Origin of the sequence: Salinisphaera japonica YTM-1, from assembly GCF_003788585.1 — a bacterium.
Taxonomy (GTDB): Bacteria; Pseudomonadota; Gammaproteobacteria; order Nevskiales; family Salinisphaeraceae; genus Salinisphaera; species Salinisphaera japonica.
This window is the reverse complement of record NZ_AYKG01000067.1, coordinates 1-26,321: the sequence shown is the minus strand read 5'-3', so window position 1 is coordinate 26,321 and position 26,321 is coordinate 1. Positions and strand designations below refer to the sequence as shown.

20 protein-coding genes are annotated in these 26,321 nt (G+C 56.5%); 7 read left to right on the top strand and 13 right to left on the bottom strand.

Features of this window, described 5'->3' with window-relative positions; genetic code table 11:
- Nucleotides 1–93: 93 nt before the first annotated feature.
- Complete coding sequence (locus SAJA_RS13805; protein WP_123659254.1) at nt 94–1,395, bottom strand: nucleotidyltransferase domain-containing protein; 1,302 nt, start codon at nt 1,393–1,395, stop codon at nt 94–96.
- Nucleotides 1,385–2,461: an SAVED domain-containing protein gene (locus SAJA_RS13800; protein ID WP_184999903.1), complete on the bottom strand. Its 1,077-nt coding sequence runs from the start codon at nt 2,459–2,461 to the stop codon at nt 1,385–1,387. Before SAJA_RS13800 ends, SAJA_RS13805 begins: the two co-directional genes overlap by 11 nt.
- A gap of 151 nt (nt 2,462–2,612) precedes the next feature.
- Between SAJA_RS13800 and SAJA_RS13795 the strand changes: the two genes are divergently transcribed.
- Nucleotides 2,613–3,584 (top strand): helix-turn-helix transcriptional regulator, encoded by a 972-nt coding sequence (locus SAJA_RS13795; RefSeq protein ID WP_221180260.1) that lies wholly within the window; start codon nt 2,613–2,615, stop codon nt 3,582–3,584.
- Nucleotides 3,585–3,654: 70 nt separating this feature from the next.
- On the opposite strand, the gene SAJA_RS13790 is transcribed toward SAJA_RS13795, so the two are convergent.
- The 4 genes from SAJA_RS13790 to SAJA_RS15565 form a co-directional block, all read right to left on the bottom strand.
- Nucleotides 3,655–4,218: a recombinase family protein gene (locus SAJA_RS13790; RefSeq protein ID WP_123659252.1), complete on the bottom strand. Its 564-nt coding sequence runs from the start codon at nt 4,216–4,218 to the stop codon at nt 3,655–3,657.
- A 403-nt stretch (nt 4,219–4,621) separates the two neighbouring features.
- Entirely contained in the window at nt 4,622–6,331 is a 1,710-nt protein-coding gene (locus SAJA_RS13785) for a UvrD-helicase domain-containing protein (RefSeq protein ID WP_123659251.1), read from the bottom strand.
- Complete coding sequence (locus SAJA_RS13780) at nt 6,328–8,454, bottom strand: ATP-dependent nuclease (protein WP_123659250.1); 2,127 nt, start codon at nt 8,452–8,454, stop codon at nt 6,328–6,330. The genes SAJA_RS13785 and SAJA_RS13780 overlap by 4 nt, the downstream gene beginning before the upstream one ends.
- Before the next feature lie 353 nt (nt 8,455–8,807).
- Nucleotides 8,808–9,044, bottom strand: a complete 237-nt coding sequence (locus tag SAJA_RS15565) for a helix-turn-helix domain-containing protein (protein ID WP_342777555.1) — start codon at nt 9,042–9,044, stop codon at nt 8,808–8,810.
- Nucleotides 9,045–9,114: 70 nt separating this feature from the next.
- Between SAJA_RS15565 and SAJA_RS13770 the strand changes: the two genes are divergently transcribed.
- Nucleotides 9,115–9,483, top strand: a complete 369-nt coding sequence (locus SAJA_RS13770; protein WP_123659249.1) for a hypothetical protein — start codon at nt 9,115–9,117, stop codon at nt 9,481–9,483.
- Nucleotides 9,484–9,840: 357 nt separating this feature from the next.
- On the opposite strand, the gene SAJA_RS13765 is transcribed toward SAJA_RS13770, so the two are convergent.
- The 5 genes from SAJA_RS13765 to SAJA_RS13745 all read right to left on the bottom strand — a co-directional run bounded on the left by SAJA_RS13765 (nt 9,841) and on the right by SAJA_RS13745 (nt 16,465).
- Nucleotides 9,841–10,275: a hypothetical protein gene (locus tag SAJA_RS13765; protein ID WP_221180258.1), complete on the bottom strand. Its 435-nt coding sequence runs from the start codon at nt 10,273–10,275 to the stop codon at nt 9,841–9,843.
- Nucleotides 10,276–10,290: 15 nt separating this feature from the next.
- Nucleotides 10,291–12,630: a hypothetical protein gene (locus tag SAJA_RS13760; RefSeq protein ID WP_123659248.1), complete on the bottom strand. Its 2,340-nt coding sequence runs from the start codon at nt 12,628–12,630 to the stop codon at nt 10,291–10,293.
- A complete protein-coding gene (locus tag SAJA_RS13755; RefSeq protein WP_123659247.1) occupies nt 12,623–14,209 on the bottom strand; it encodes a site-specific integrase in 1,587 nt (528 codons plus the stop codon). Before SAJA_RS13755 ends, SAJA_RS13760 begins: the two co-directional genes overlap by 8 nt.
- Nucleotides 14,206–15,330: a site-specific integrase gene (locus tag SAJA_RS13750; RefSeq protein WP_184999902.1), complete on the bottom strand. Its 1,125-nt coding sequence runs from the start codon at nt 15,328–15,330 to the stop codon at nt 14,206–14,208. Before SAJA_RS13750 ends, SAJA_RS13755 begins: the two co-directional genes overlap by 4 nt.
- A gap of 310 nt (nt 15,331–15,640) precedes the next feature.
- Nucleotides 15,641–16,465 (bottom strand): arginase family protein, encoded by an 825-nt coding sequence (locus SAJA_RS13745; RefSeq protein ID WP_123659246.1) that lies wholly within the window; start codon nt 16,463–16,465, stop codon nt 15,641–15,643.
- Between the two features lie 111 nt (nt 16,466–16,576).
- Here SAJA_RS13745 and SAJA_RS13740 point away from each other — a divergent pair, with 111 nt between their 5' ends.
- The 5 genes from SAJA_RS13740 (at nt 16,577) to SAJA_RS13720 (ending at nt 23,836) form a co-directional block, all read left to right on the top strand.
- On the top strand, nt 16,577–16,939 hold the full coding sequence (locus tag SAJA_RS13740; protein WP_123659245.1) for a hypothetical protein: 363 nt from the start codon (nt 16,577–16,579) through the stop codon (nt 16,937–16,939).
- A gap of 40 nt (nt 16,940–16,979) precedes the next feature.
- Nucleotides 16,980–18,299, top strand: coding sequence for a TolC family protein (locus SAJA_RS13735; protein WP_123659244.1), 1,320 nt, complete (start codon nt 16,980–16,982; stop codon nt 18,297–18,299).
- A complete protein-coding gene (locus SAJA_RS13730) occupies nt 18,299–19,564 on the top strand; it encodes an efflux RND transporter periplasmic adaptor subunit (RefSeq protein ID WP_123659243.1) in 1,266 nt (421 codons plus the stop codon). The genes SAJA_RS13735 and SAJA_RS13730 overlap by 1 nt, the downstream gene beginning before the upstream one ends.
- A 14-nt stretch (nt 19,565–19,578) precedes the next feature.
- Nucleotides 19,579–22,692 (top strand): efflux RND transporter permease subunit, encoded by a 3,114-nt coding sequence (locus SAJA_RS13725; protein ID WP_123659242.1) that lies wholly within the window; start codon nt 19,579–19,581, stop codon nt 22,690–22,692.
- 220 nt (nt 22,693–22,912) lie between these two features.
- Nucleotides 22,913–23,836, top strand: a complete 924-nt coding sequence (locus tag SAJA_RS13720) for a cation diffusion facilitator family transporter (RefSeq protein WP_123659241.1) — start codon at nt 22,913–22,915, stop codon at nt 23,834–23,836.
- Nucleotides 23,837–24,109: 273 nt separating this feature from the next.
- On the opposite strand, the gene SAJA_RS13715 is transcribed toward SAJA_RS13720, so the two are convergent.
- Entirely contained in the window at nt 24,110–24,412 is a 303-nt protein-coding gene (locus SAJA_RS13715; protein ID WP_123659240.1) for a hypothetical protein, read from the bottom strand.
- Between the two features lie 39 nt (nt 24,413–24,451).
- Nucleotides 24,452–26,224: a DEAD/DEAH box helicase gene (locus tag SAJA_RS13710; protein ID WP_123659239.1), complete on the bottom strand. Its 1,773-nt coding sequence runs from the start codon at nt 26,222–26,224 to the stop codon at nt 24,452–24,454.
- Between the last annotated feature and the right edge of the window lie 97 nt (nt 26,225–26,321).

The window sequence follows — 26,321 nt, the reverse complement described above, 5'->3', positions numbered from 1 at the left end:
CGCTCTTTCAAGGGCTCAACGCGCGCCTCAATAAGTCCGATTAGCTCGCCGGATGGTTCGATCGAAGAAGCTCCGTTGTGACAGCCGGCCGTGCTAACCAAGTCGCTCGAGTGGCTCAGTCGACTGCGATTTCTTGCTTGCGCCGATACCAAAAGTCTTCTGGATTGCATCCGAATTTCTTTGGCGATCGGTTGCGTGAAGACTCAAGCCAAGAGGATCGTAATCCGCGATAATGGATTCGTCACAGAACGACTCCGCAAGTGATTTCGAGCGATGGCCGAAAGCACGATCGAATTGCTCGGCGAATTCTCCTTTGGAGTCAAACCCAAGCAATCCAAGTCGAATATCTCTTGATATCTGCCCGTGCCAGCTGCGAAACGCGAGCACCAGCATTTGATCGTCGTTCCATCGCTCGGCAAAATTCTCATCACGGCTCACTGGATTTTCTACACGGTACTGCTCACCTTGGCGTGGCTGATCAAAGCATCGAGGAAGCTCATCGATGATGGCAGTGATGGCGTCTATGGGACGCATCGGCTGTCCAGTTGATGCGTGAGCTACGCGTAGATATGAGTGACAGGCGAGCGTCGTAAGAAGCACAGAAATAGGCTTCTGTTTCGCATTCCCCGCGAGAGAGAAATATCTGTCCCGATGTGCTTTGAGCATTTTGATCGTGGCACGAAGCGGATCAAAAGCCGTGAGATCGCTATGACTTGGTAAAGGCTCTGCTTTTGCGGCCTCTCTGAACTCGATCGAGCCGTCATACTTCTCAAGAACGTACACGTCTTCTTCTGAGGCTCGCTGCACCCACTTAGCGAAATCGACCGGATTGCTTGGCTTGTAGCCGGTTTCGCGCGGGTTTTCGCACGCGCGCAGATCGGATACTTCTAACTCGCCCGAACCATCGGCGTTTGCATTGCATACGGCGTTGCGCGCCGGCGTGACATCCATATGGAAAGCCGGATCTTCATCGGCATAGAGGACGCGTATGCATCGGTTTTTCTCCTCGATGCCTTGTTCAGTACGCACTCCCTTATCCAACTCGTCTCGAACTAACTGGTAGAGAAACTTTGCGGGCAAGCCTTGGCCTCGCGGCAGCCAGGCAACAGCATCAACATCGACCTCGCCATTCTCCGGACGTATCACGGTCCGGGTTCGGAATGACCCTTGTGGCAAGAAAATTATGCCTTCCAACAGAGGATCGCTGGATCGATCAAGAATATCGGCAACCGTGTTATAGCGTCCATCAATGAGCTCATACTGTGCGGGTGTCAGTGAAATTCGTTCAAGATATTTCAGCAGCAGTTTTTCCCAAGTGGTGGTCTTTGAGCTCGGTGCTATGTTTTTCTTAAGACGACGGAACGCGTCTTCGCTCAGAAATACGTCACTGGTCATGGCTATCACTCGCTATATGGTCTAGCGGCAAGGTAATAGCCGCTGTGAATGCTCCGTCTCGTCCACGAGCGTCGTAGACACGTAGCGAGAATGAAATCTTGGGATTAACACATGCCCCAAACGCCAGTGCTAGCGGAGCCGGCATAGCTGGAAACACATGGACTGTGCCGTGGCCGATTCCGATATGTGATTCGATCGAATCAAGACAACGGCGCACGGCGTGACGGAATGCCTCAATGGTCTTGGGATTGCGAACCAGATCAGTTCCGGGGTTTGGCGTTGTCAACTCGAAGATCGGTATGTCGTCTCGGCCCAGCCCCTTGTGGACACGGGCGTGTTCTACTCGTGCAGTTAGTGACAAAACCAAGGCGACATCGTCAGAGTTCGAGAACGATGTTGGAGCCGTATGTTCAAAAGACACAGGGGGATCATCTGGTGCCTGAAAAGACCAGGATCCGCTACTCCGCTCGTATTGAAATGGCAGTGTTTCGCGCTTATCTCCGAGCCTATGTCCGATAGCCATTAATGCTGGCATCTCAGCTAGAGCGAAGACAGCGAGAGGTAAGCTCAACCGGTCGGCTTGCTCGAGCACAGGCTCAAGTTTGCGTCTGATGACAGAATCATGAGCTTGCCACCAGGCCTTTGTACCCGGTTCGGCCACATGATTTGGAAGTTCGATTTTTTGCGGTGCTCCACTAGGAGCTAGGCGAGAACTCTGTAATGCCTTTAGCGCGGAAGTCTCATCGATACTGAGGGTATGCCCCCCAATAGGGCCGTCGATCAGTAAGGGAATAGCTTGCTTTGATTGCGTAAAAGTCGCCGCGATTTCGACATTCTGCTCATGCTCTGTTTTCCATTGCCTGAGCAGTGATTCGCCATAATCACGGCCGTTGTTTTTATCAATCAAACCATGGCAGCTGCGGCACAACAGAATTAGATTCTTGGGATCGTCTGCCAATTTCTCTGAACGGTTTTCATCGCCACGTGGGCCGTTCTTGCTAGCACCAACGTTGTGCGCTAACTCACCAAGTTTCTTCGCGCCTAACAGATTAGGGTCCCTATGCAAGACGGCCCCACACCCTGGTCGGGCACATACGCCGGCCGACCGAACCCACACAATTAGAGCGGTTGCGTCGCTTAGGGGTGGGCGAGCATTAGACTTCGACCGCCTAGGTTGGCTTGCGCGTGTATTTTTGGGCTTGCTCATAATGATCATAATGTCTTATCATTTTGATCATGTCAAAGGCGTTCGAGTGAAGCACTCCAAAATGATGGTGAACTCAGAAGATCCCCGTGTCGCACATTTGAGCCGGGCGCAGTTACAGCGATTAATGGCGATAGATTTTCGGGCATACTTTTTGGGTCAGTTCAGCAGAGCCGAGATTGCAGAACGATTCGGTGTCGCTGCGGTATCGGTGACGAGGGATATTGCTTACTACAGAGAAACCCTGGGTGGGCATATCGAACTCGAGAAAAGAAGTAAACACTATCGCCCCGGCAAAGAATTCCAGCCCGTCTTCACTCATGATCCGGCACGAGCGTTACGAACGTTAAGTCGTGGTGGAAACGACGGCGGTTGGGAGACTGGGGAGGCTCTATTAATCGCGGAAGTACCTCCACGGTTGTCATTGCCTTCCACTAATATTTTAGCTGCCGTATCACGTAGCGTATTTCGAAGATATCCGCTGCGTATCCAATACCACTCTTTTAGCAGCGGCTGCGTAGAGCGTGAGATCGTGCCTTTCGCTCTGGCTTTCAACGGCCTTAGATGGCATGTCCGAGCATTCGACCGTCGACGAGAGAAGTTCAGCGACTTTGTTCTGACTCGTATTGATACAGCCAACGCGGGTACTGGAGGAGCCATCCAGGATTTCGAATGCCCAGAACATGACCTCGAGTGGAATAGAGTGATCGAGCTCGAACTAGCCCCCCACCCGAAAGAAGAGTATCCATACATCGTCGCGATGGACTACGGAATGCGCGCAGGAACATTGAAGGTGCGCGTACGTGCGGCGCTGGCACCATATTTCTTACGTCAGTGGATAGTGGACTGTAGCGAACATCATCTGTTAGACGGAGCCGAATATCGCCTTTGGCTTAGAAACTCACCGATTTTATATGGGATTTCCGGTGCGCACTTGGCGCCAGGATATAACGCTGTTGATAATCAAAGCTCCTTTAATTTCTAGTATTCACCCTTGGGACATTTAAGCTGATTAGTCAGTGCTACAGGAATTCGTCCGGAGGATAGCGGTCGCGCTAAACCATCTTTCTCCCGCCTGGGAAGTGACGGTGCAGGGTGGAAACGGCGCACCCCAACCGTTTGGCTATTTGCGACATCGGGATGTTCGAGTCTCGCATCAGAGCCATCGCGATAGCTTTGTCGGCTTCAGATAGTGCCGCGGGACGGCCACCAATGCGACCACGTGCACGGGCCGCTGCCAAGCCTGCGCCGGTCCGCTCGCGAATCAAACTCCTTTCAAACTCGGCCAACGCCCCAAATACGTGGAAAACGAGCCGCCCGCCTGCCGTCGTGGTATCGATGTTTTCAGCTACGCTTTTGAAGCCTATCTCGGCGTTGTCGAGGTATTCCACGGTCTCAATGAGTTGCTTGAGAGATCGCGCTAATCGATCCAGGCGCCATACGATCAAAGTGTCACCGGCGCGCATATAGTTGATTGCTGCCGAAAGTTGCGGGCGCTCGCGCTGGGCGCCGGATGCTTTCTCTTCGAAGACACGGTCGCATCCCGCTTCGCGTAGGGCATCCAACTGAAAATCTGGATTTTGATCCTGCGTTGAAACACGTGCATAGCCGACAAACATAGCCTGACCTCCGAAAACTCACCTGCAGCGAAGGTTTTCGGAGGCTAAGTTTCAAGACAGTGTTTTGAGACGGTAAAGTCAATTGCCGACGCCATTGGCTGGGGCTTATTCGTAGTCTCTCAAAAACGGTGGTTTTAGAGAGATTCAGCTCGTCAACTATCGGCCAGAAGCGGTCATCACTTGGATATGCGGTCGTCGCGTCGCTCTTCTCGAGCCCAAATAGAGAACGCACTAATAGACGCGTATGAGTAATCCGAGGTCTATCTCAACCTGAAATCTTCTACTACATCGAAGCGCTCTACCAATCTATCCGTCAGGGTAGTTATCTGGGCTAGATCGGTCCCGAGGCTTTCTCAGGAAACTCGGACGTCTCTACAGATCGTTACAAGCTCATCCGAGATAATCAAAGAGCAACGATGTTGTCCTCCCCGAATAGCTTTTCTGCTGTTTGCAGCGCCGTCGGCGACATCGTCTGGGTCGCCAAAACTGCGAGCCTTTTTTTCGGCCGAGAGATCGAAACGTAAAAGAGGTTTCGTGCTCGATAGTAGCCCTTCTCGTTCCTCGACGTGATCTCGCTTGTCGCCAGCAACTCAAGAAGCTGGGGCCAGTTATAGTGGTTCCATCCGCCGCCGAGCACGACAACAACGTTGTCGAACTCAGCGCCCTTAACGCTGTGCTGGGTCGCGAACGGCGTTTGGCCTTCGATAAACTCTGCGAGTCGCACTACTTCCTGGTAAGGCGCCTCGCGCACGAGGCTATGCTCCCGAAGAGATCGAGGAAGCTCACCCTCGTCCTCAGCCGAAGCGAGATCCTGCTCCCGTCTAGCAATCCTATCCGGCAGATGGGGCCGATGGGTTTCCTTTAAGAGGTCGATGACGTCGCCTACAGTACCGTTGATGCGTGCGTCCGCCAGCTTCGCCATATCATTCGCCCAGGCAAGTTTATCGCCGTGAGCGCTCAGTTTTGGCCGCTGGCCGAGGACCTTGAGCATGTCTCCGAAGCGCTTCTCGACGAAGGCCCGACACATCGGCTCGATGCTATCAATGAGGAAAGCGATAAGCGGATCCTCTTTCTTCGTGAAGGAGTCGTTATAGCGATAAGATTTGGCGATCGTGGGATAACCGCGCTCTGCGGCGATCGCGTTATGTGTGAGCATGAGGACCTTCGTCGTTTCTGGAGATAGATCCCATCCGTCCTGTTTGAGCGTTTCCATCAGCTTCGACATGAAATCCCGGCTGATCTCGGGGGGTGTGTCATTCTTAGACGAACGACTGCTTGTCCGCTCGCCCGTATAAGAATTCGCGTGGAAGAATCGCGCCTCGCCAAGCGCGTCTGGATCTTTGACGGCCTGCTTTAGGTCAGGGCGTAGTGCATTCAGCACGTCCACCACCGCTGGTACCGATCGAAAGTTCGAGCCTTTGTCGATGGGCTCAAGCGAAGGATATGCAGCCAGGCCATAGTCGCTTCGGTAAATCGTCTGCCAGTGATCTCCAAATAAGCCGATTCTTGGACCGGCTCCGGTGCTCAGGAAATGCTCTTCCAGCGCTACCATGAAATGCGGGTCGGTGTCCTGATACTCGTCGACGAACATGATCGGGAATGTAGCCGCAAAGAGGGCGCGGTACTTAGCGTTGTTTAAAAGTAGCGCCATTAAACGCGGAACATCGTCATGATGCAGAGTGATGCGCCTTTCATCGATTCCGAAGAAACCGAATTGATATTCCACAGTCTGGTTAGTGACGCCACCTGCCTCAGCGATTTTTTCCTCTTTGTCTGCGAGACTAGCGACCATCGCCCGCAGTTCCTTCTGGAACCTGGACATAAAACCCCAGCAAAAGGCATGGATAGTTTTGACTAGGATGGCCGGGTGCTCTTCAATCTCCTGAGAAATCTCTTCGCGCGCTACCTCTGTGTACGTTATGCAAGCAACTCTCTTATTTGCCCTTTGCAGCTCGCGCCCGCGCTCATTGATAAGCTTCTTGAGCGCCTCGACCAGCGAATAGGTCTTTCCGGCGCCAGCGCCGGCCTCCAGCCGGAAGTTGCGGCCATCATCTAGGCAGGCGTCGACCTTCGACTGTGCCTCTTCGGCGGCTTCGAGCGCTGGGTTGATCATCGGTCGAATCGCTGGCTGGTGTCCTCAACTGCCGCTTGGCTGCAGGAGGCATCTGCGACGTCGGCATCCATCGGAACTTCGTCTACCCGCTCAACGATAGGCGATGGATCCTCGGGAGACCACGGCGGTTCGGACAGCCACACCAGCCCTTGTTTGATATATTTCGGGACCGACCAATCGGGCTTTTCGATAGCGAATTGCAAAGCCGTGTCCGATTTATTGAGATCCTGCGCCATCTCCCATGCATGCCCCGCGCGATCTCCCTCTTCAGGTAGACCGAATAAATCTGGATTCGCCAGGATCAATGCGTCTTCAAAGCTTCGGCCGCACCAGCTTGAGCCGTCTTCCGCCACTTGGTATGCGAGCGACCGGTATCGGGTCAGCTTTTCCTCGGCCGTCTTTCCGTGGAGCGCTTCTATGCTGATCTGCTGTCCCTTTGGAATAGAGAACCAGTTGTGGATCGCGGCGTTGGAAGTGCGTTCGCCCTCGGAACAAGAGCATTTGACCCAGCGCGGCTTTTCCTTTGAGCTATCGAATCGCACCGCATCGATATCGGTGATGATCAGGCTTTTAAGTTCTAGAAAATCGAGCAGCGCGTAGAAGATGTGCGCGTAGGCTCCACCTACCTCGATCGCCGTGATGTATTGCCGGCCTAGCTTCTTCTCAGACGCGAGTTCTTTGTCCACGAGGCGCACTATGCGAGGCATGAGGATACGCTCTGTTGGCCCCTCAACGAGGATCGCTTTGTCGGCGAAATACAGGTCGCACCGGGTCAGGTTCATGTACTGATGAAGGAAGTCACGATCCTTCTTTTCGATCGTGATGCTGCCCTGACGGAAATCCTTGACCTTCGTGCGGCGTGATCCTGCCGTACCCCGCGGCGAGCTCAAAAAATAGCGGACTGCTTCGAAGGACGCCGCATTCGCAACGTGTGGGGAGTGCGTTGAGATAACGAACTGGACCTGCCAAACCGGCTCGTCCTTGTATTTTGCGGAGAGCGCCTTGATAGCAGCGTTTAGCTGGGAGATCAGCACCTCCTGCATCTGAGGATGAAGATGGGCCTCCGGCTCTTCGATGAAAACTAGGTGTGCGCCAGGCCTGATCGAGCGCGCGCGGTACGCCTTATGGAACGCCTCGAGCTGTAACAGCAGGTAGATCAGGTTACGCGTACCCAAGCCGTTATATCCCTCCGGCAAGTGAACCCCATGCTGCCCAGAGTAGAAGATCTTCGTGTGGTCCGAGAGTAGCGTCTCGACATTGAGCGATGTCTCCGGTCGCAGTTCGGCGTCGTTGAGACTAGGAAAACCGAACTCACTTAGTGCCGGCAGCAGGCTTTTCACCATCGTGTCGAAGTCTTCTTGGATCGTCTGTTCGATCTTGCTGACGGAGGCCTTTAGATTAGCCACCAGCGCTTGGTCGGCCTCCGCAGCCGTCAATGAGTTCGCAGTTTGAAATAGGGTGCCTAGCAGCCGTCCTATTACGGCTGTGTCACCTGGCTTATTACTGTCGAGTGTCCGCTGAGCGCCTACAAACCCGCATTGAATAAGAGCGGAAAGAGCACTGGTTCCTTCGAGTGTTAGAAAATTAGTCGGATCGCCGGGATCGATCGCCGTAACATTGGTGCGATACGCCTGTGGCAAAGTCTCACGTAAACCTCGGTAAAAGTGCGTGATAGCATCGCCACCGTCCTCGGCCTCTTGAACGTCGAATAGAGTCGTCAGTGACCCTGACGAGGCGGCATACTCAATCCGTGCGATGGCGGTTGAGCAATCGGGATCGAGATCAATCACAAAAGGTGCGAGTGGGCCCAACTCGCCCGCCGTGAGATCGTATTTGAACGTAAGCGTTACCGCGATTGTTGGCAGGAGAGCCAGCACCTCGTCCGGTGTGCTGCCGGCTTCGCGGTGCGCCTTGGCTTCGAGAAACTTCCCCCGCGTGCCGGCTGAGAAGTCTTCCAATCTAAACTTCGGGCCATGCTCCCCGGCGAACCGATCGAATATGTCGGTGAGCGAAGTCTTCCCGCTGTTGTTTCGCCCGACAATAACGGTGGCCGTTGGCTCGAGGTGAAGCTCGACGTTTTCCAAAAGCCGAAATCCCCAAACTTGTATCTTTTCAATAAGCATCTGCCTACCCCCTGCCGTCAAAGTCCGTTCTATCTAAGCAAGAATGCAGTCAAAAAATCAAAGGCTAAACACGTCAAGCGGATAGGAGGCGGAGAGCCTAGGGGAGCAAAGACGATTCTCGTTAAGAATAGATCGACCATTCTTGGATATTTGAATATTGCTCGCTCGAAAGTCAGTGCGAACTGGACGAGTCGATCGTCAAGAAGAGGGGCCGCTTTGGGTCGAAAGCGGATCAAGTGTCCAAGAACAGTTCGCGCTCACATCGACCATCGATCTCGGCGAGCGGACTATCAGTCTAACGGCGACTCCTCCAAAGAGGCAGCGACGATCTGCCTGAGTAGTGCGATCGGTGATTATTCAGTAATCGGCTCAACCAACGCTATTGGATCCACATTCATAGCGTCGGCGATAGCAGCAAGCGTATCGATTGAACAAGCGACTCGGGCGTTCTCTACACGACTTAAGTAGACTTGACTGAGCTCAGCATGCTCGCCCAGTTGCTCCTGCGCCCAGCCGCGTTCATTTCGCAGGCGTTTGATGTTGGACGCCACTCGCTTTCGCAAAGCCAAGACTTCGGATCTATTTCGCATCCGAAGAAGGATTTCGTCGCGGGCCACATAGCGCTATAAACTATCGTTTATATTTCGCCATGAGCTCAAAATGCTGCTCTCCCTGATTGACGATACATCTGACGGCATCGTCGATATAACGGTCGAAGTGCCGGATGTTTACGCATCGATAATCAGAGACCAAATTCACCAAATAAAAGATGCTACAGAGCGTGCTCGATTCAGCGAGGCTCTTTTGCGTCATCTTGCGCGCGTTATTGGCGATTTTGTGGATGGCGATATCAGGCCGCCAACCGAGAAACAGGTATTGTTCGCGTTCTCACTCGCGAAACGCCAGGGCGTAAAGGTGCCAAGGGAAGCTCTGATTTACAGAGGTGTGATGCATCGGTTTCTAACGGAACAACTCGACGAGTCGTCAGTTGCACCGCGGAATGGCACTGATGATCAGCCTAAGGGGTAAGCCGCCGTGTCCTCGCCTCAGCTGCGAGCTATTGCAGACTAATGAGGCGGTGGCTAATAATTGCGATCAATAGGAGTAATCGATCTTGCAGCTAAAATCGTCATTGATGCGATGGATTAAAACGCGTGACTACGAACACGCTCGGCGCGATGCCATAAAGCTGGGAGTCAACGCAGTCTGGTTCGGTGCCATCGCGATCGTGGTCGGAATTTATTTATCAAAGACAGCTGGAATAGTCGGAGGGGCGCTCCTTTTGTTTGCGGGCGTGTTGACCCAGGTGATGTTGATGACTAAAAGAGGCGATTAACTCCTTGCGGAACGCATCCAATTTCCGCCGATCGCGGACTTGGATTAGCTCTATCCGCGCGTTTCTGGAGGGAATAAAGAACGCACCGCTGGAACCTGTTCGTAAGATTCAAAAAATTTTTGCCAGGCCGAGTAGCCGCCCGTCTCGCCGATAGCAAGGATAATCGCTTTGTGGGAGGCAGTTAACAAAGCAACTTGCTGTTCCAGTTCGTCGATTCGTCGCTCTTTATTTGCCAGCTTGTCGAGTAGATTTTTTTGCGATGCTTTTTGGGCTCTTTTTGCCCACAGTCGCATTTCGCTTTGACGTTCGCTAGCGGCATCAATCAGCGCGCGGCGTTGTGCAGACCGAGTGACTGACGAAACAGCCATTCCGAGTTGTTTTGCCACAGCGCGATAGGTAATCGTTTCATCGCTGTCGATAAATGAGTCCAACATCGTTTCAAGACTCAGCGGCTGATCTGGCGGCGAATGAGCATCAGCAGGCATAGCGTTCACTTCCTGTTAGTCGAGCACAGAATGGCCATCGTCGCGGTCGGTGGGTTTTGACAAGTCGGGCCCGTTTGGAAATGGCTTAGCGCCTGGCTCGCAGTCCAATGCGCTTTGAACACCGGCGAGCCGACTAGCTGCATGACGAAGCTGATTAGCATAACCAACGCTCTCTGAAGACCGAGCCGCAATCTGTTGCTTGGCCTCCAATAGCTGCGCCTTAAGGCTCGATAGATTCTCACGATGTTCTGGCAGATCAGTCGTGGAGAAATGTCGGCATCCGTTATAGCACTCCAAGTGCTTCGGGCAGGGGTCGACCGTAAACGAATTGACGCAAAAGCCATAGGGCGTTGTGTGAAAGCCATCAGCCTCCACCGCTAGGAACTCGAAAGCTGCCTTATCGCCTTTCTTCTTTTGCAGCCGTCTGAATTCTCCGATGATTGATCCTTCGATCTTGCCTGCCATCGCCATGCGCAATACTTGCTGCGCTTTTGGCGGTAGTAAGTCGTTCGCCAACTTGGGAACTTCTATTGCATCTAACTCTTCTGCGAGGCTGCGGTGATCGTATTCGTAGCTCTGGGCGACGCTTCGTCTGCCAAACCGCTTGGTAATAATCGTGTCTGCAATACCGAGCCTAAATAGCTCTGTATTCTGCAGATGGCGCAGCGAATGTGTTGTCATCGTTAGCCTCGAGTCTGCTTCATTTTTCGCGTACTTTTCGAATAATGTTTTACCACCAGTTGAAGCGACTCGGTCGCCGATCGCGCGCATCATAGTCGGTGAAATCAGACGAGCGACGCCAAAATACTTTCGCACGTCACATATACCACCACTGCGCTCTTCGAGCAGACTGCGTCTCGGCAAGAGGAACAAGAAATCGCTAGAAGCTATTTCGCTGCCATCGGCGGATCTGAACACGCCCGTGTCGGGCAACTTGGTCGGCATCGCAGCACGTAGGAACGCTTCCAAGTCACGAATTCGGAAGGTTCCATCGATATAGTTCATTCGAGAGGAGCGAGGTCTGCGCGGAATACAGCCATATTGATTACGGCAGGGCAAGAGGGCCTCTCGCCCACGTCGGAGGCGGGTGAAGTAGATACGTACTTCATTACGCAACTTACCGCCGTTAGCCGCCAAATTTTTTTGACGCTGCTCAATCTCTTCAAGTATCGCAACGTCGTAGGATATTTTATATCGTGCCTCGAGGTTGTGGCGCTCAGGGTCGTCGTATACGAACGGGTTGCCGCTTAAATACGGAAACAATTGCGCAGGAGTGACATCCTCGTCTAGTCCAAAGTCAGGTAAGAGACGACCGCTCTTTATCTGTGCTGTGAGCGTTTGACGTAGCGGTGCCGTCAATTCCGCTATGCGATTTAGCGTCTCCGTCAACGGCTCTTCAAACGAATTGGGAATGTGCTGAATCTGAGGATAAAGCAGCTGGCCTTCGACGTCGGCTGACTGTTGTTTTTCGCCGAAATAACGTAGGACTAAAGACTGAGATATTCCCCCGTAGTCTCCGGCTGGCCTCCCATCAAGTGCGGAGTAGGCTCGAAGCTGACTCCAATCGGTCGGGATCATGCAAGCCTCGCCGATGCGCAATCCCGTCATAATCAACGTTTGACCTAGGGCCAAGCGCAGCGCATCTATAAAAGTCTGCGGTGATTCAGTAAAAACAATTCGGGTGAACTCCCAGAAAGCTTTCTCGTCCGGGAGCTTTTGCGCTTCATGCCGGTCTGCCAGTTGTGTTCTGAGACGGTTCGCACGCGGTGCCTGCCTAATCCACGCGACCGAACGATCTCCGTTGGCCCTTTTTACGGGGAGTAACGGGGAACGATCGGCCAGATGGTTGTAATCAATGACATACCGTATAACTGCTTCCGTTGTGTTTCTTAATTGTCCCGAAGGCTGAATCGAAGCGGCTACTTCCAGTGCTCGCTGGATATTGTCAAATGCCAACTCCCATGGCTCAGTATTGCCGGCGCAGGTTGCGATCAACTTCAATGGGCGCACGACTTGTCCAATAACGTGAGTTGGGCTATTCCTTTTGACCAGAATGCCATTGACCGCTGCCGCTTTGATCAAGTCTTGCCATGCGGCAGAAGGAGTAGCTAGCTGGATGAGCGATTTGTCCGTCTCGCGATAGTGAGCGTCGATGTGCTGGAGCGTTTTGGTGTCGAAACCAAAATTACGCAATAGGAGTCTGGGCGGTGATAACGCGCCGGCTAACGCGGTGAGATCCCATGCATCGACTTTCGATGCCTTACCTAAGGCATTAACCGGAAAATCCCAGGCTAAGCCATGCCTCTCCGCGAGCGCACGACTTGCGAATAAATAATCGGCGAAGAATCTAGCCATGAAGGTTATCGCCTGGCTTATCCTCGAAAGCGTCCAACTCCCCAATCAGCTCTTGCGCAGCTGAGAGCGTCTGCCTCAACTGCATAAAAGCAGGAGACTGCACTTCGCCGCGCGATGTTGCGTGGAAACGTTTGACGATTTCTCTGAGACTTTCAATGGTCTCGCGATGAATACGGTCATCACGCACCGGCATAAATTTGGCGCAGGTATAACAGGCGAGCACTGGGTTTTTTTGACAGAGACTCTGGCCAAGCTGACAGGCTCCGATACCGGCAATTGGGATGCCATGCGGAACGCCCCCAATTTGCTGGTCAGCAGGGCGTTTAAGCAGAGCTTTCTTGTCGATGCAGCGCGTTCGGGCAACTTCAGCTACCGCACTGTAAATAGGCGAGATAGCAAGCGCTTTATTAACCCGATCGGCTTGGGTCGGCGAAATATCGAAGTAAACCAAGCCAGTGTGATAGCTGGAATGACCCATGAACTCGGCAAGCTCCTCTTTGGTAGCGCCGGCGTCGACTAGCCGTTGGGCGCCTGTATGCCGGAGCTGATTAGCTGATAATAAGCGGCCCGCTATCTTTGACGTTATTTCTTGGATCAAGGCTGAGACTTGCGAGGGATTAAGGCCGAGGTAGGAGTCGGTTAAGGAGCCTTTGCGCGAGAGGAGGGCGGGGTTCTTTACACGTATGGCGTGAACGCGGGCGAATATGGGGCACCATTCCCGCTTAATTTTGCGTGTCATGGGCAGCCGTTTCCCAGAAGAGCGCTGCTTCACTTTCAGAAATGTGATGTGAACCGCATACGGCTCATTTTTTCCAGATTGGTATAGGCGGACGTCTGATAAACGAACTGCAGCCATTTGAATTGGCCGCATGGCAAACTGATAGGAGATAGCAAGCACACATGCGGCGCGAAGCGCCTCTACGTCGACATCTTTGAAATCCCCCAGCGGACCAATCTGGCGATTGACGCTATCCAAATAGTCTACGATCTCTGCTTCCTCTCGCAGCGTTAGGAATACGCTGCCGGCGCGGACAGCAGCGTAGGCGCGGCCAGTCGGCGGCGGAAATCGGAGTGCCTTCACATAATCGGCGTGATATGGCCTCAATTCTCCAACACATCGCTCACAACAGAACACCAACAGCGACTTAAGCGACGACAACGCGCTTGGTTTGCACATGGGCACCAATAGAAGATGCCAATCTTTCGCTAGTTGGTGAGGTGCTGCAGTTAATAGCTCAGTTAGTTGGTCGCTCCCCAATTTTCTTTCCACCTCACAAATCCCTTTAAAGTAACCGGAAACTGTAGCCGGATTAAGAACCTGCAGGGACTGGGAGGCCCAATGCCTAGCTAAGACAGCGAGCGCAGGTGTCGTAATGTTGGAAAAATTTAAACGACTCGAACTGCCATTAAATTTAACCGTCCAGTAAGGACCAAAATAACTCTCGTCTACAGACTGCCATTTGTTGGCAAAGCCATCCCAGTAACGAATCACCTCAGAGAGAAAAGATAGCTTATCGGCGTCCGCCGCGAGCCTCGCGGGCCTATCGAGTTGCTGAAATGCTAACTTGCGCCGCCTCATTGGTTGCTAACGCCTTCCAAACGTCTCAGTGCGTCTACATGTACCTCGAACGCGTCTTGCCATACGGTTGCCAGACGCTCTTCGAAGTAGGCACGTGCATATCGCTGGGGCATCGTCGACGTGCGTGACCATCCGAAGAGCACGCGTAATTTCTGCAACGCCATATCCATATCAGTTCCTGCATCAACAAATTGCCTCAGGCGCATTACGGCGCAGGTGTGGCGGAAATCGTGAGGGCGTATATAAGCAATTTTACGCAAACGCTTAAGCTCTGTTACCGCACTGGGCTTCAAACTGCTAGACAAAGTCGAGCAGATGACATTAATCGAGCGCTTTGAAAGTGGGGCGCCTGTTTGCGAGGTGAAGAGATAGCTATGCGAGGGTTTGCCTCGATAGCTGGTGCGATAGGTTTCTATAAGTCCAGCGAGGTCTGATGACGCAGGAATCTGTCGCGTTGCGTAATGATTTTTTAGCCTAGCTGGATCGGCACGCGGATCAACGCGTTCATAAGGGTTGGCTGCGATATCTAGCCAACATCTCGGGAGCTGTTTATTCGAGACCCATTCCTGCTTAATCGCATCTGCGGGAAGTGCTAGAACCTCCGAGCGACGTAGCCCTTGATGCAACATCAACAAGATGATTGAAAAATTTCGCCATTGAAGTGATTTGGTTCTAAACGGGTTCCGTGTTGAACCGGGAGTTAGAACATCGTACAAATCTTCGACAACTGCTGCTGGCAACGCCCGGACTGTTTCCGACCGCTTGCTCCTTGGCATCTGTAGCGACGTATAAAGCTGGTCGAGCCGCAACAATCGGTGGTGGATGCTATCGAGTGTTCGATCAGAAGACTTAGCTAAGCGGCTAACACACGTGCTGACGAAACCTACAGCGAGGCGCCAACCTTGTGAGGGCTGGAAAGTCTGAGTGGCATGATTGCGCTGGTATACGAAATGGCCTTCGAGAGCTTTTTCCAAGTCATCAAAGTCGAGTTCGGCAATGAGTTTGTCCAAACAGTCTTTACCGGTCTGACGCTCGACAGCCAGATATAAAGACTCGATGGCTCGCAGGTACTCAGATAACGTCGATCCTTGCAGAGCAGCGCCATCAAGTGCAGTCCACACCGTTGCCCAGTAGCGCGGTCGTCCGGTTGAGTCGACCAATGTCCAACCTATTAGGTTCGATGGAACGGAAGGATGACGAAGCCTGATACACGGCATAACGCAACACCTCAGATTGCTTGTTATCAATATAGCTGTTGCGCAAATAAATGCACGTTCATAACGAATCACGCAACACTTATAAAGTTACACCCTGTGCACATAATGTATATTATGTTAAATTAATAATACGCCGCTTAATTCGATCCAACAAACAGTCGCCTGTCGCGAATTCATAGCCAAACCGTTCGGCTATCGCCACGCGATTGCCCAACTACTCGACCAACCGCATGAAGGTATCGACCAGGCGCTGGGTCGGTGCCTGTCGCCCATCGCGCCAGGTCGCGGCCAGTTCGGCGATCTCGATGCCCACGACACGCTCGGGGCGGATCACTTGCAGCACGCGGGCCAGCTGATCGAAGCCGATACCATCGTCAACCGTGAAGTCAGCCGGCAGACATGCTGGATCGAACACGTCGCAATCCAAGTGGATATAGACCGGCGCATCGCCTAGCCAGTCGGCGAGCGCCGCGGCGTCGAAATCGTCAATGGCCACGCGCCGGATACCGCTGGCATTGATATAGGCCTGCTCGGCGGCGTCGATATCGCGCGCGCCGACGAGCGCGACTTGATCGACGGGCACGGCCGCACCCAATCCGCTATCCCAGCGACCAATTGCCGCAGCCAGTACCATGCCCCCCAAATAGCCGCTGCTACTTTCTTGCGGCGTATTCAGATCCGGGTGGGCATCGATCCATAACAGCCGTGCCCGAGGATGTTGTTTAAAGACTTCCGGCAAGGTCGCCATGGCAACACTGCACCGCGGCAAGAGCCCGATGATTCGGCGATTGCCGCGCAGGCTTTTCGCCCAGCCGGCCGCTGCCTGTTCCAGCCCGCCGCGCATATCGACAAGCTGATCCTGCCAGTCCTCGAGCTGATTGGCCGAGGTACGCACCGAGCGCTGGCCGATACGTTGCGGGGCCACCCCCAGCCGACGCTCGAACACGCCGGCCAGCTGTACTGCACCGTCGAGTCCGCCGCCTGTGGCATCGGCGCTTTCGCCTTGATACAGCAACAAATCGATATCGCGAACACGCATGAGGCTGAGCCCCGCTACTACACTACAGACAGCCGGTGAGTCTGCGCGGCGGTGGGTTCGGACTCAACCGGCGCTTGCCCCGTACATGGCTAGCGTGCTCGAATACGGCTTATGCGACCGTTTTCATGGCCAATCGCGACATGGCTGATCTACGGGCTGGCGTTCTGCCTGGCCTGTAACGCCTTGCTGTGGTCGGCGCATGATCTGACCGGACCGGGCCACGGCCAAGCGATAGCTGGCGCATTTGCCGAGCGCCCCGCCGCCGACGGCACGCAGCCCGCAGTCACACAGGCATCGTCCAGCGCGCCCGATGTGTCGGCCACGCATTGTGGCCACGCCGAGTTGCATCATCTGGGCATCGTCAGCCCCGACGCCGTGCTTGCCAGCGCTGGCAAGCCGGCGCACGTCGCATATATTGCGCCGAGCTATACCAGCGTGGTGCCCCAACCGCCGATTACACCGCCCATAGCCTGAATCCCCTCGCTTTTTTCTTTTTTGCGATGAGGATTCATGTATGTCTGCAATACGTTTGCGGCTGGGCGTGTGTGCGCTCGGCCTGGGACTCGGTGGATTTATAACGACGGCGGGTGCCGTCACCCAAATCCCCCAACCGTTAACGCTTAACGCCGCGCTTGATTGGGCCGGTGACTACAACCCCGCCCTGCGTGCGGCCAAGATCCGTGTGGAGCAACTCACCGGTAAGGCCATTCATGCCGATGTGGCGGTACCTTCAAACCCGCGCATCGAGCTCGGCGCCGGCCAACGGTCCACTGCTGGCGGTAGCGGTACCGACCTGAATATTCAGCTCAGCCAAGAATTCTGGGTTGCCGGCCAAGGCGGCCTTCAGGAATCAGCGGCCAATAATGAGTTGGCGGCTGCCCGAGACCAGTATCGATATCTGGTCTCGGCAACCACGGCACGCGTGAGAGCGGCCTTTTTGTCCGTTATCGTGGCCGATAAAGCGGTGACGACCGCTCGCCGGGTCGTCAAAGCCAACCAAGCGCTTTACGACTACGCCAAGCGGCGTATGGACGCCGGTGCCGGTACCCAGTTGGAACTCAACGCCGCACAGTTGGGTGTGAGCCGGGCGACAGCCGTGCTGGCGCAAGCTAAAAACCGACGCCGGCGCGCGCGCCTGGCGCTCGATGATCTACTGGGGATCAACCCCCGTCGGGGGCTCGCGGTCGTGGGCGAGCTGAGCATCGATCCACTGCAACTTCCCGATCGCGCCGACTTGCTCGAACGCGCCGTACGTCAGCGTTCTGATCTGGTGGCTGCCGCGGGCCGCGTGGCTGCCGCTCGCGAGCGCTTGAAACTCGCGGATCGACAGATCATTCCGAACCTGACCGTATTCGGCTTCTATCGCGAAGAAAACGGTGGCAATGGCCAAGGCCCCCGTCGTCGCGGCGCCACCATCGCCGGCGGCGGCGTGTCATTCGAACTGCCGGTGCTTCATCGCTATGCGGGCGAACGCAAAGAAGCCGCCGCCGCGCTCGATCGGGCACAACTCGAGCAAGAAAATCTGCAACGTGATGTCCGGATCGAGGTGCTTCGAGCGTTATCCGATTATCGATCGGCACGCACCCAGGTCGAGGCATTGAACAGCGCGGTATTCGATGCCGCCCAGCAAAGCGTTGAGCTGACCAAGCGGGCGTTTCAAGCCGGCGAAGTGGGTGCCCCGGCCATCACCGCGGCCCAGAACAACCTGATTTCGGTGCGCGCCGAGTATCTCTCGGCTCTCGATGGGCTCATCAATGCGACAACCGATCTCGAACGCGCGACCGGTGGTTTGATCGCTATCGCCACCGACAGCGCGCGCACCGGAGACCAATAATGTCTGAATCCAATTACGTTTATGCCGCAATCGGCGTCTTGCTCACCACCGTGTCGCTCGCCAGTGGCTGTGATGCGTCGTCACCCGAAGAACAATCTGCTCCGGCGGGCGCGCAACCGCAACCATCGAGCAAGACAGAGACACAGACCGACAACACTGCCGAGCACGATGAGGCACACGCCGCAAAACCACGCCGAATTCATCTGACACCGGAACAACGCGAGCAGTTGCCGATTCGTGTCACCCAGGCGCCGGCCGGTTCGGCCGAGGACACGATCCAGGCGCCAGCCGACGTGCGTTTCGATGCCGACAAGGTCGCAGAGATTGGGCCCCGGCTGGCCTCGAAAGTCGTGGCCGTGAAAACGGACCTGGGCGAGCGGGTTGCCGTAGGCGATCCGCTGGCGGTGCTCGATAGTGTGGCCCTTGGCAAGGCCAAGGCCCGTTATCTGACCACAACGGCCCAATACCGCAACGCCCTGGCCGTTTATAAGCGCAAGCAGGATCTGGCCGAAGACAAGATCATCAGCCAGGCCGCGCTCGACGAAGCACGGGCGACGTATCAATCGGCGCGCGCATCGCGACGTGCGATACGTGCGGAGTTGAAGCTCTACGGGCTGACCGCCGATCAGATTGCCGCAATCGATACCACCGACGGCGATGCGCCACTGTCCCGCTTCACGTTGCGTGCCCCTATCGCGGGCACGATTCAACGGCGCGACGCGGTCATCGGCCAGACCGTGGCGTCCAACGAAACCCCTTTTCAGGTCGTCGACGCGTCACAGATGTGGGTGATGATCCACGTGGCCGAGAACAACGCAGCCCGCATGCAACCGGGACTGGCTGTGTCGTTGCGGGTTCGATCGCTTCCCGGCCGACGTTTCGAGGGCACGACCAACTGGGTATCCGAAGCGCTTGACGCCGATTCTCGAACGCTGACGGTGCGCGCCGTCGTGGACAACACGGACAGGCGCCTCAGCGCCGACATGTTCGGTACGGCCACTATTCAAACCGAGGGCAGCAAAGATTATGCGCTCGTGCCAACCGACGCGGTTCAGACCCTGGATGGGGATGAGTCGGCCGTTTTCGTACCCGGCAGCGAGCCCGGTGCGTTTCGCGTGGTGCCCGTCACGCTGGGACATGAAGGCAACGGCCAGGTGGAGATCCGTGACGGTCTCGCAGCAGGCGACGCTGTGGTCACCGGCGGCGCGTTCGATCTGATGTCGGCACTGACCAGCGGCTCGCGTAGCGCGGCCCACGGCCACTGATCGAGGTACGCTCTATGATTTCTCGATTCGTTAGGATGGCACTCGCTAATCGGGTGCTCACACTCGTGGCCGTCACCGCCCTCGCCTTGGCCGGTGTCTATTCATTCAGCAATGTCCCGATCGACTCGTACCCGGACGTCACACCTTCAATGGTGCAGATCTATACCTCCAGTCCGGGGCTGTCGCCGGTCGACGTCGAGACCCAGGTCTCGTATCCGGTCTCGATCGCCATGTATGGCCTGCCGGGCCTGGAACGGGTACAGAGCACCTCGATCTTTGGTCTGTCACGGGTCAATGTGTACTTCGAGGACGGCACCGATATCTATTTCGCGCGGCGTCTGGTGATGGAGCGTCTGGCCAAGGCCCGTGAACAGATCCCCGAAGGCCTGGGCGAACCGCAGCTGGGACCGATCACCAGCGGGCTCGGCCGCGTGATGATGTATACGGTCGAAAACACGCAACCCGGCCAATACACGCCGACCGAGCTACGCACCGCGCAGGATTGGATCGTCAAGCCACAACTGCGCACCGTGTCCGGGGTGACCGGCGTGCTGTCGATCGGCGGATACGAAAAACAGTATCAAATCACGCTCGATCCGAACGCGCTGTCGGCCCGTAATATCACCGTGGCCGAGGTGCGACGGGCTATTGCGGAAAACAACCGCAACGTCGGCGGATCGTTCATCAATCGCGGCGGCGAGGAATACATCATTCGGGGCTATGGCTGGGTAAGCCCCGGCGAGGAGGGCCTCGACGATCTGCGCACGATTCAGGTCACCGAGAACAATGGCACCCCGGTGTATATCGCGGATATCGCCGAGGTCGGATTTGGCCCGGCCATCCGGCGCGGCACGATGATCGCCGACGGCGAAGAGGCCGTTGGTGGTTTCGTGCTCAAGCTGTTCGGCAGCAATACGCAGGCATTGCTCGACAAGGTCGAGGCCAAGGTCGATACCATCAATCAGGCCCTGCCCGAGGGCATGCGGGTCAAGCCTTTTTATTCCCAGGCCAGCCTGATCGAAAAAGCCTCTGGCACCGTCGAGGATGCGCTGCTGGAAGGCTCGATTCTGGTCTTCGTGCTGCTCTATCTGTTCCTGGGCAACCTACGCTCTACCCTGATCGTGATTGCCAGTCTGCCCTTGTCCGTGCTTATCGCATTCATTGCGATGGACTACGTGGGGTTATCGGCGAATCTCATGAGCCTGGGCGGGCTGGCAATCGGTATCGGCATGATGGTCGATGGCTCGGTCGTCATGATCGAAAACATCTTCCGGCATATGGAAGAACGCGCGGACGAAGACGTATCGCATTTACGTCTGGTCGGTGAAGCAGCGGCGGAAATCGCTCAACCGGTCACGTTTGCCATCGCGATCATCGTGCTCGTCTTCACCCCGCTATTCACCCTGCAGGGCACCGAAGGCAAGTTGTTTTCGCCGATGGCTTATACCATCTGTTTTGCGCTGGTCGGCGCGCTGGTCATGGCGCTGACGTTCGTGCCGGTGATGGCCTCGTTCTTGTTCAAAAAAGGCAGTGCGCACGGGGAACCGCGGCTCATCGGCTGGCTCAAGGCCGGATACCGCCCCGTGCGCGACGCGGCGATCAAAGCGCCAATCGCCGTGCTTAGCCTGGCCATCGTGCTGTTCCTGAGCAGTTTGGTGATCTTTCCGAGCCTGGGGACCGAGTTCATCCCGACCCTACGCGAAGGCACATTTATGGTGCGCTCGACGTTGCCGCCGGGGGCCAGCCTCAAAACCACCCAGGCCTACGCCAAGCGGGTGCAGGCCGTGATGCGTGAGTTCCCGGAAGTCGAAGGCGTCTATTCTCGCGTTGGGCGTGCCGAAGTCGGCGGTGATCCGGAACCGGTCAACGTCATCGCTTCGGTGGTTAACCTGAAACCGTTGGATAAATGGCGCGCCGGGCGCGACTACGAGCAGCTTCAAAACGCCATGGCCCAGCGCGTGGGCGACGCGATACCCGGGCTTGCGAATAATTTCTCTCAGCCCATCCAGCTGCGAACCGATGAGCTGTTATCCGGCGTATTGGCTCAGGTGGTCGTGAGTATCTACGGCGATGATCTCGACAAGCTCGCCAAGACCGGCGAAGAGATCGCGGCCATCGCGCGAGACGTACCGGGGGCTGCCGACGTACGGGTGCAGCAACAAGGTGGCAAGCCACAGATCGTGGTTCGGCCCGATCGCGAGGCCCTGGCACGCTACGGTATTCCGCTGGATGAAGTACTGGGCGTGGTCGAAACCGGTATCGGCGGCGCGGCCGTTGGCCAAGTGTTCGAGAACATTCGGCGTTTTGATATCTTTTTGCGCTTCGATGAAGCCGCCCGAAACCGGATCGATGCTATCCGGAATCTGACGTTTCGGACCTCCGAAGGCGCGATGATTCCGTTATCCCGGGTCGCGGATGTCGAGGTCTATCGCGGGCCCAAGAAGATCTCGCGGGCCAAGGCCAGCCGACGTTTGTTCGTCCAGCTCAACGTGCGGGGCCGCGACATGGGCGGCGTGGTGCGTGATATCCAGCAACGTGTCGCGGACAACGTCGCCCTACCGCCGGGTTATTTCGTCGAATACGGCGGCCAGTTCGAGAATCAGCGGCGGGCGATGGCCCGGTTATATGTGGTGGTGCCCATCACCATGGCACTGATTTTCTTGCTGTTGTTCGTGGCCTTTTCGAGTTTGCGCTACGCCGCACTGATTTATCTCAACGTGCCGTTCGCCATCACCGGTGGCATATTCGCGCTGTGGATGTCGGGGCTGTATCTCTCGGTGGCCGGCGCGGTCGGCTTCATCGCAGTATTCGGCGTCGCGGTGCTCAACGGTGTGGTGCTGGTCTCGTATATCAACCAGTTGCGTGAGCAAGGGATGTCGACCGAAGACGCCGTACGGATCGGCGCCGAGCATCGCCTCCGCCCCGTGTTGATGACGGCAAGCGTTGCCATTCTCGGGCTCGTGCCCCTGCTGCTGGCCAACGGTATTGGGGCGAACGTCCAGCGACCCTTGGCGGCGGTCGTTGTTGGCGGCTTGATTACATCGACCCTGCTGACGTTGTTGGTCCTGCCGGCGATTTATCGCTGGTTCGCCGAGCCACGTCGCGCTGAGGACGTCGAGCGCCGGTAGAGGCGTATCGCCTAGCCCGTGGCGGCGTCGTTCGTATCGGCGCCGCCACAATTTAGTGTGCGCGGATTCGCGTCTTTAGCTGGGCCAGAGAGATATCCGCCCATATTGACTTATTTCAGGACATCACAATGAAAGAATTAAACACGAATATGCGAACCAACAATAGGCTGGTCACAAGTGATCCTGCCGCTCGGGCGAGGCGCCTCGGGAGAACAATCCGATGACAGAGCATCAACACGGCCACGGCCATAGTCACGGCGGCGCCAGCAGTACTCGGGTGCTGATCCTATCGCTTGTATTTACCACCGCTTTCGCCGGCGTCGAAGTATTGGGCGGGATCTGGGCCAATTCGCTGGCCTTGATTGCCGACGCCGGGCACATGATCACGGATTCCCTATCACTGGGCATCGGCGCATTTGCTGCCTGGTTGAGCCGGCGTCGTGCATCCAAACGCCATACCTACGGCTTTGCACGTGCCGAGACGATCGGCGCGCTGGTCAATACGCTTTTCATGTTGGGGGTCGTCGTCTGGATTGTGGTGGCCGCTCTCGACAGACTAACCGCGCCCGTCGAGGTGGGCGGCGTACTCGTCATGGTTATCGCTTTTATCGGACTTCTCGTGAACGTTGCGGTGGCCTGGCTTTTGATGCGCGGCGAAAACAACATGAATGTTCGTGCCGCGTTGTTGCACGTCATGGGCGATCTCGCCGGCTCTGTCGCCGCGCTTGCGTCCGGGCTCGTGATTTATTTGACCGGCTGGCTGCTGATCGATCCGTTATTATCACTGTTTATCAGTGTGTTGATCGGCATTGCGAGCATCAATGTGTTACGTGATGTATTGCACGTTCTAATGGAAGGCACGCCCAAAGACGTTGATCCCACCGAAATCACACAGGCTCTACGCGGTATTGATGGCGTACTCGGCGTACACCATCTTCACGTCTGGTCGTTATCGTCGAGTCGCCATGCGTTATCCGCCGAAATCGAAGTCGAGGCACTCGAAGCGTGGGAAGTGATCATGCCTCGATTGCAGCGTGTTCTGGGGGATCGTTTCGACTTGCATCACTGTACCCTTCAACCCCAAACGCAACGCTCGAGAGCTCGCGCCGAGCCGGCTATAAGCTGTCAGTCATTCGACCCATAGAGGCGTAACATCTAGCGGGCGAGCAAACGGCGTGGGCGTGATTCGGGTGCTGCGACATTCGACAATGCCCATGCCGATTGACCGCGTAGAGCCTGCGCAGCAAAAATTGCTCGATGCGTAGGGGCATAACGACGGAGCATCAAAAGAATTGCTGCGATTGGCGCGATCTTCGCCGGCGGGTAAACACGACGAGCATACGTTATCGCGGCCGGCTTTCTTGCTGCAGCGATCGTTCAAGCACCGCGCGCTGTGTCTCGGTTTACAACCTCGATCTCATGCGGTGTCCGCCGCGCCATCATCTGGCCGATCGGCACGCATGAGCTGTTCGCGGATGCTGCCCAGTTCCTTGAGGGTCGTGATGACTTCGGCCAGGCGGTCTTCCGGCCATTGGGTCACGAAGTCTGGCACCACGCCGTCGCCTTGTTTCATATGGCTTTCGACGGCTAGCGCGTCGGTCAGGTTGGCCTCGAAGCGCACGATATCGGGCAAGACCTTGGCCAGTTCGACCCGTGGCACGGCCGCTCCGCCGATATCGACATGATCAGCCGGAATGTTCGATGCATCGATAGAACTCATAAATATGTCCGCTCCGATACGCAGGTCTTGACTATCGGTTTATTTCTTGGCGCGTTTGGGCTTACTGGCCTTGGCGCTTTTGGCATGTCGTGGTTTTTTGCCGCGGGCATCCAGCGACGCTTTCTTGCCGGCCTTGTGTTTCTTCGCCCCGGGGGCGGCGGGGATCGGCTCGTTCGAGGCGCTGATCGACAGATTTTGACGACCGATGGCCACGCTCTTCAAATGCGCCATGATCTCAGGCGGCAGATCCGAGGGGAGCTCGATCAGGCTGTGTGATTCGCGAATATCGATGCGCCCAATTTGCTTGGCGGCCAAGCCCGATTCGTTGACGATCGCACCCACGATATTACGCGGCGCCACTTCGTGCTCGCGCCCGATCTCGATCCGGAAGGTCGCCAGCGGCCGGCCTTCATCGAGATGCGGGGTGGCCGGCCGCGCCCCGGATTTCTCGGTGATTTGTTGGGCTCTTTCGCCCAGATACAACCGGCGCTCGCCCTGGGCCATGCGCGCCAGGCCAGCTGCCAGATCCAGCGGCTCGATCTCGTGCGTGCGACAGAAAGCCGCCACCAGCGAGCGCTCGCCGTCGAGATCACCAGCGGCTACGGCCTCGGCCATTCGGGTCTTGAACCGCTCGACGTGGCGGCTGTTGATCTCGGCCGGCGTAGGCAGATCCATGGCCTCGATGGCCTGGCGCGTGACGCGCTCGATCGATTTGAAGCGGCCCTTGTCTTTCGGCGTGGCGAAGAGGATGGCATCGCCTGCCCGCCCGGCACGCCCGGTGCGCCCGATACGGTGGATATAAGATTCGGGATCGGCCGGCATATCGAAGTTGATGACGTGGCTGATGCGCTCGACGTCCAGCCCGCGGGCGGCGACATCGGTGGCCACGATCACATCGATCTGCCCGTTTTTGACCTGGGCCACCACACGCTCGCGTTGCGCCTGGGCCACATCGCCGTTCAAGGCCGCACAGGCCACACCCAGAGCTGAAACCTCGGCGGCAATCGTTTCGGTGGTCTTCTTGGTGCGCGCGAAGACGATCATCGCGTCATATGGCTCGGCCTCGAGCAGCCGGGCCAAGGCCTCGGATTTGCTCACGCCGCGCCCGACGATCCAGTAACGCTGTCGGATATTGTCGGCCGTGCCGGTCGCTGCGGCCACGGTGATGTGCTCGGGCTCGTGCATGTGCTGGGCCGCGATCTTGCGGATCGCCCCCGGCATGGTCGCCGAAAACAGGGCCACCTGGCGCTCGGACGGCGCCTGGGAAAAGATCCACTCGACATCATCGATGAAACCCATGCGCAGCATCTCGTCGGCCTCGTCGAGCACCAGCCAACCAAGCTGCGACAGATCGAGCGCGCCACGCTTCAAGTGATCGATCACTCGGCCCGGCGTGGCCACCACCACATCGACGCCGCGCTTCAACGCCGACAGCTGCGGCCCGTAGGGCGCACCGCCATAGATCGCCAACGTGGAAAAGCCTGGAATGCCGGCGCCGTACTGCTCGAAGGCCGCAGCAACCTGCATGGCCAGTTCCCGGGTCGGTGCCAACACCAGAACGCGGGGCTTCTTCTGCCCGGCACCCGCCTCGGCCAATCGGCTCAGGATCGGCAACGCGAAGGCCGCTGTCTTGCCGGTACCGGTCTGGGCCTGGCCCAATACATCGCAACCCGCCAGAAGCGGGCCGATGGTCTGGGCCTGAATCGCCGAGGGCGTGTCGTAGCCGGCTTCGGCCACGGCAGCGCGCACGGCAGGTGCCAGGCCCATGGCATCAAAGGATGCAGGCGTTTGATCGGGTTCGGAATTAGACATGCAATCCTGCGCGTGGCGGCGCGTGAGCGTGGGCCGCGATCGGCCCGGCGGCGCAGTTTACCGCAAAAGCAGGCGCGCCGATGCGCTATCGCGCCCT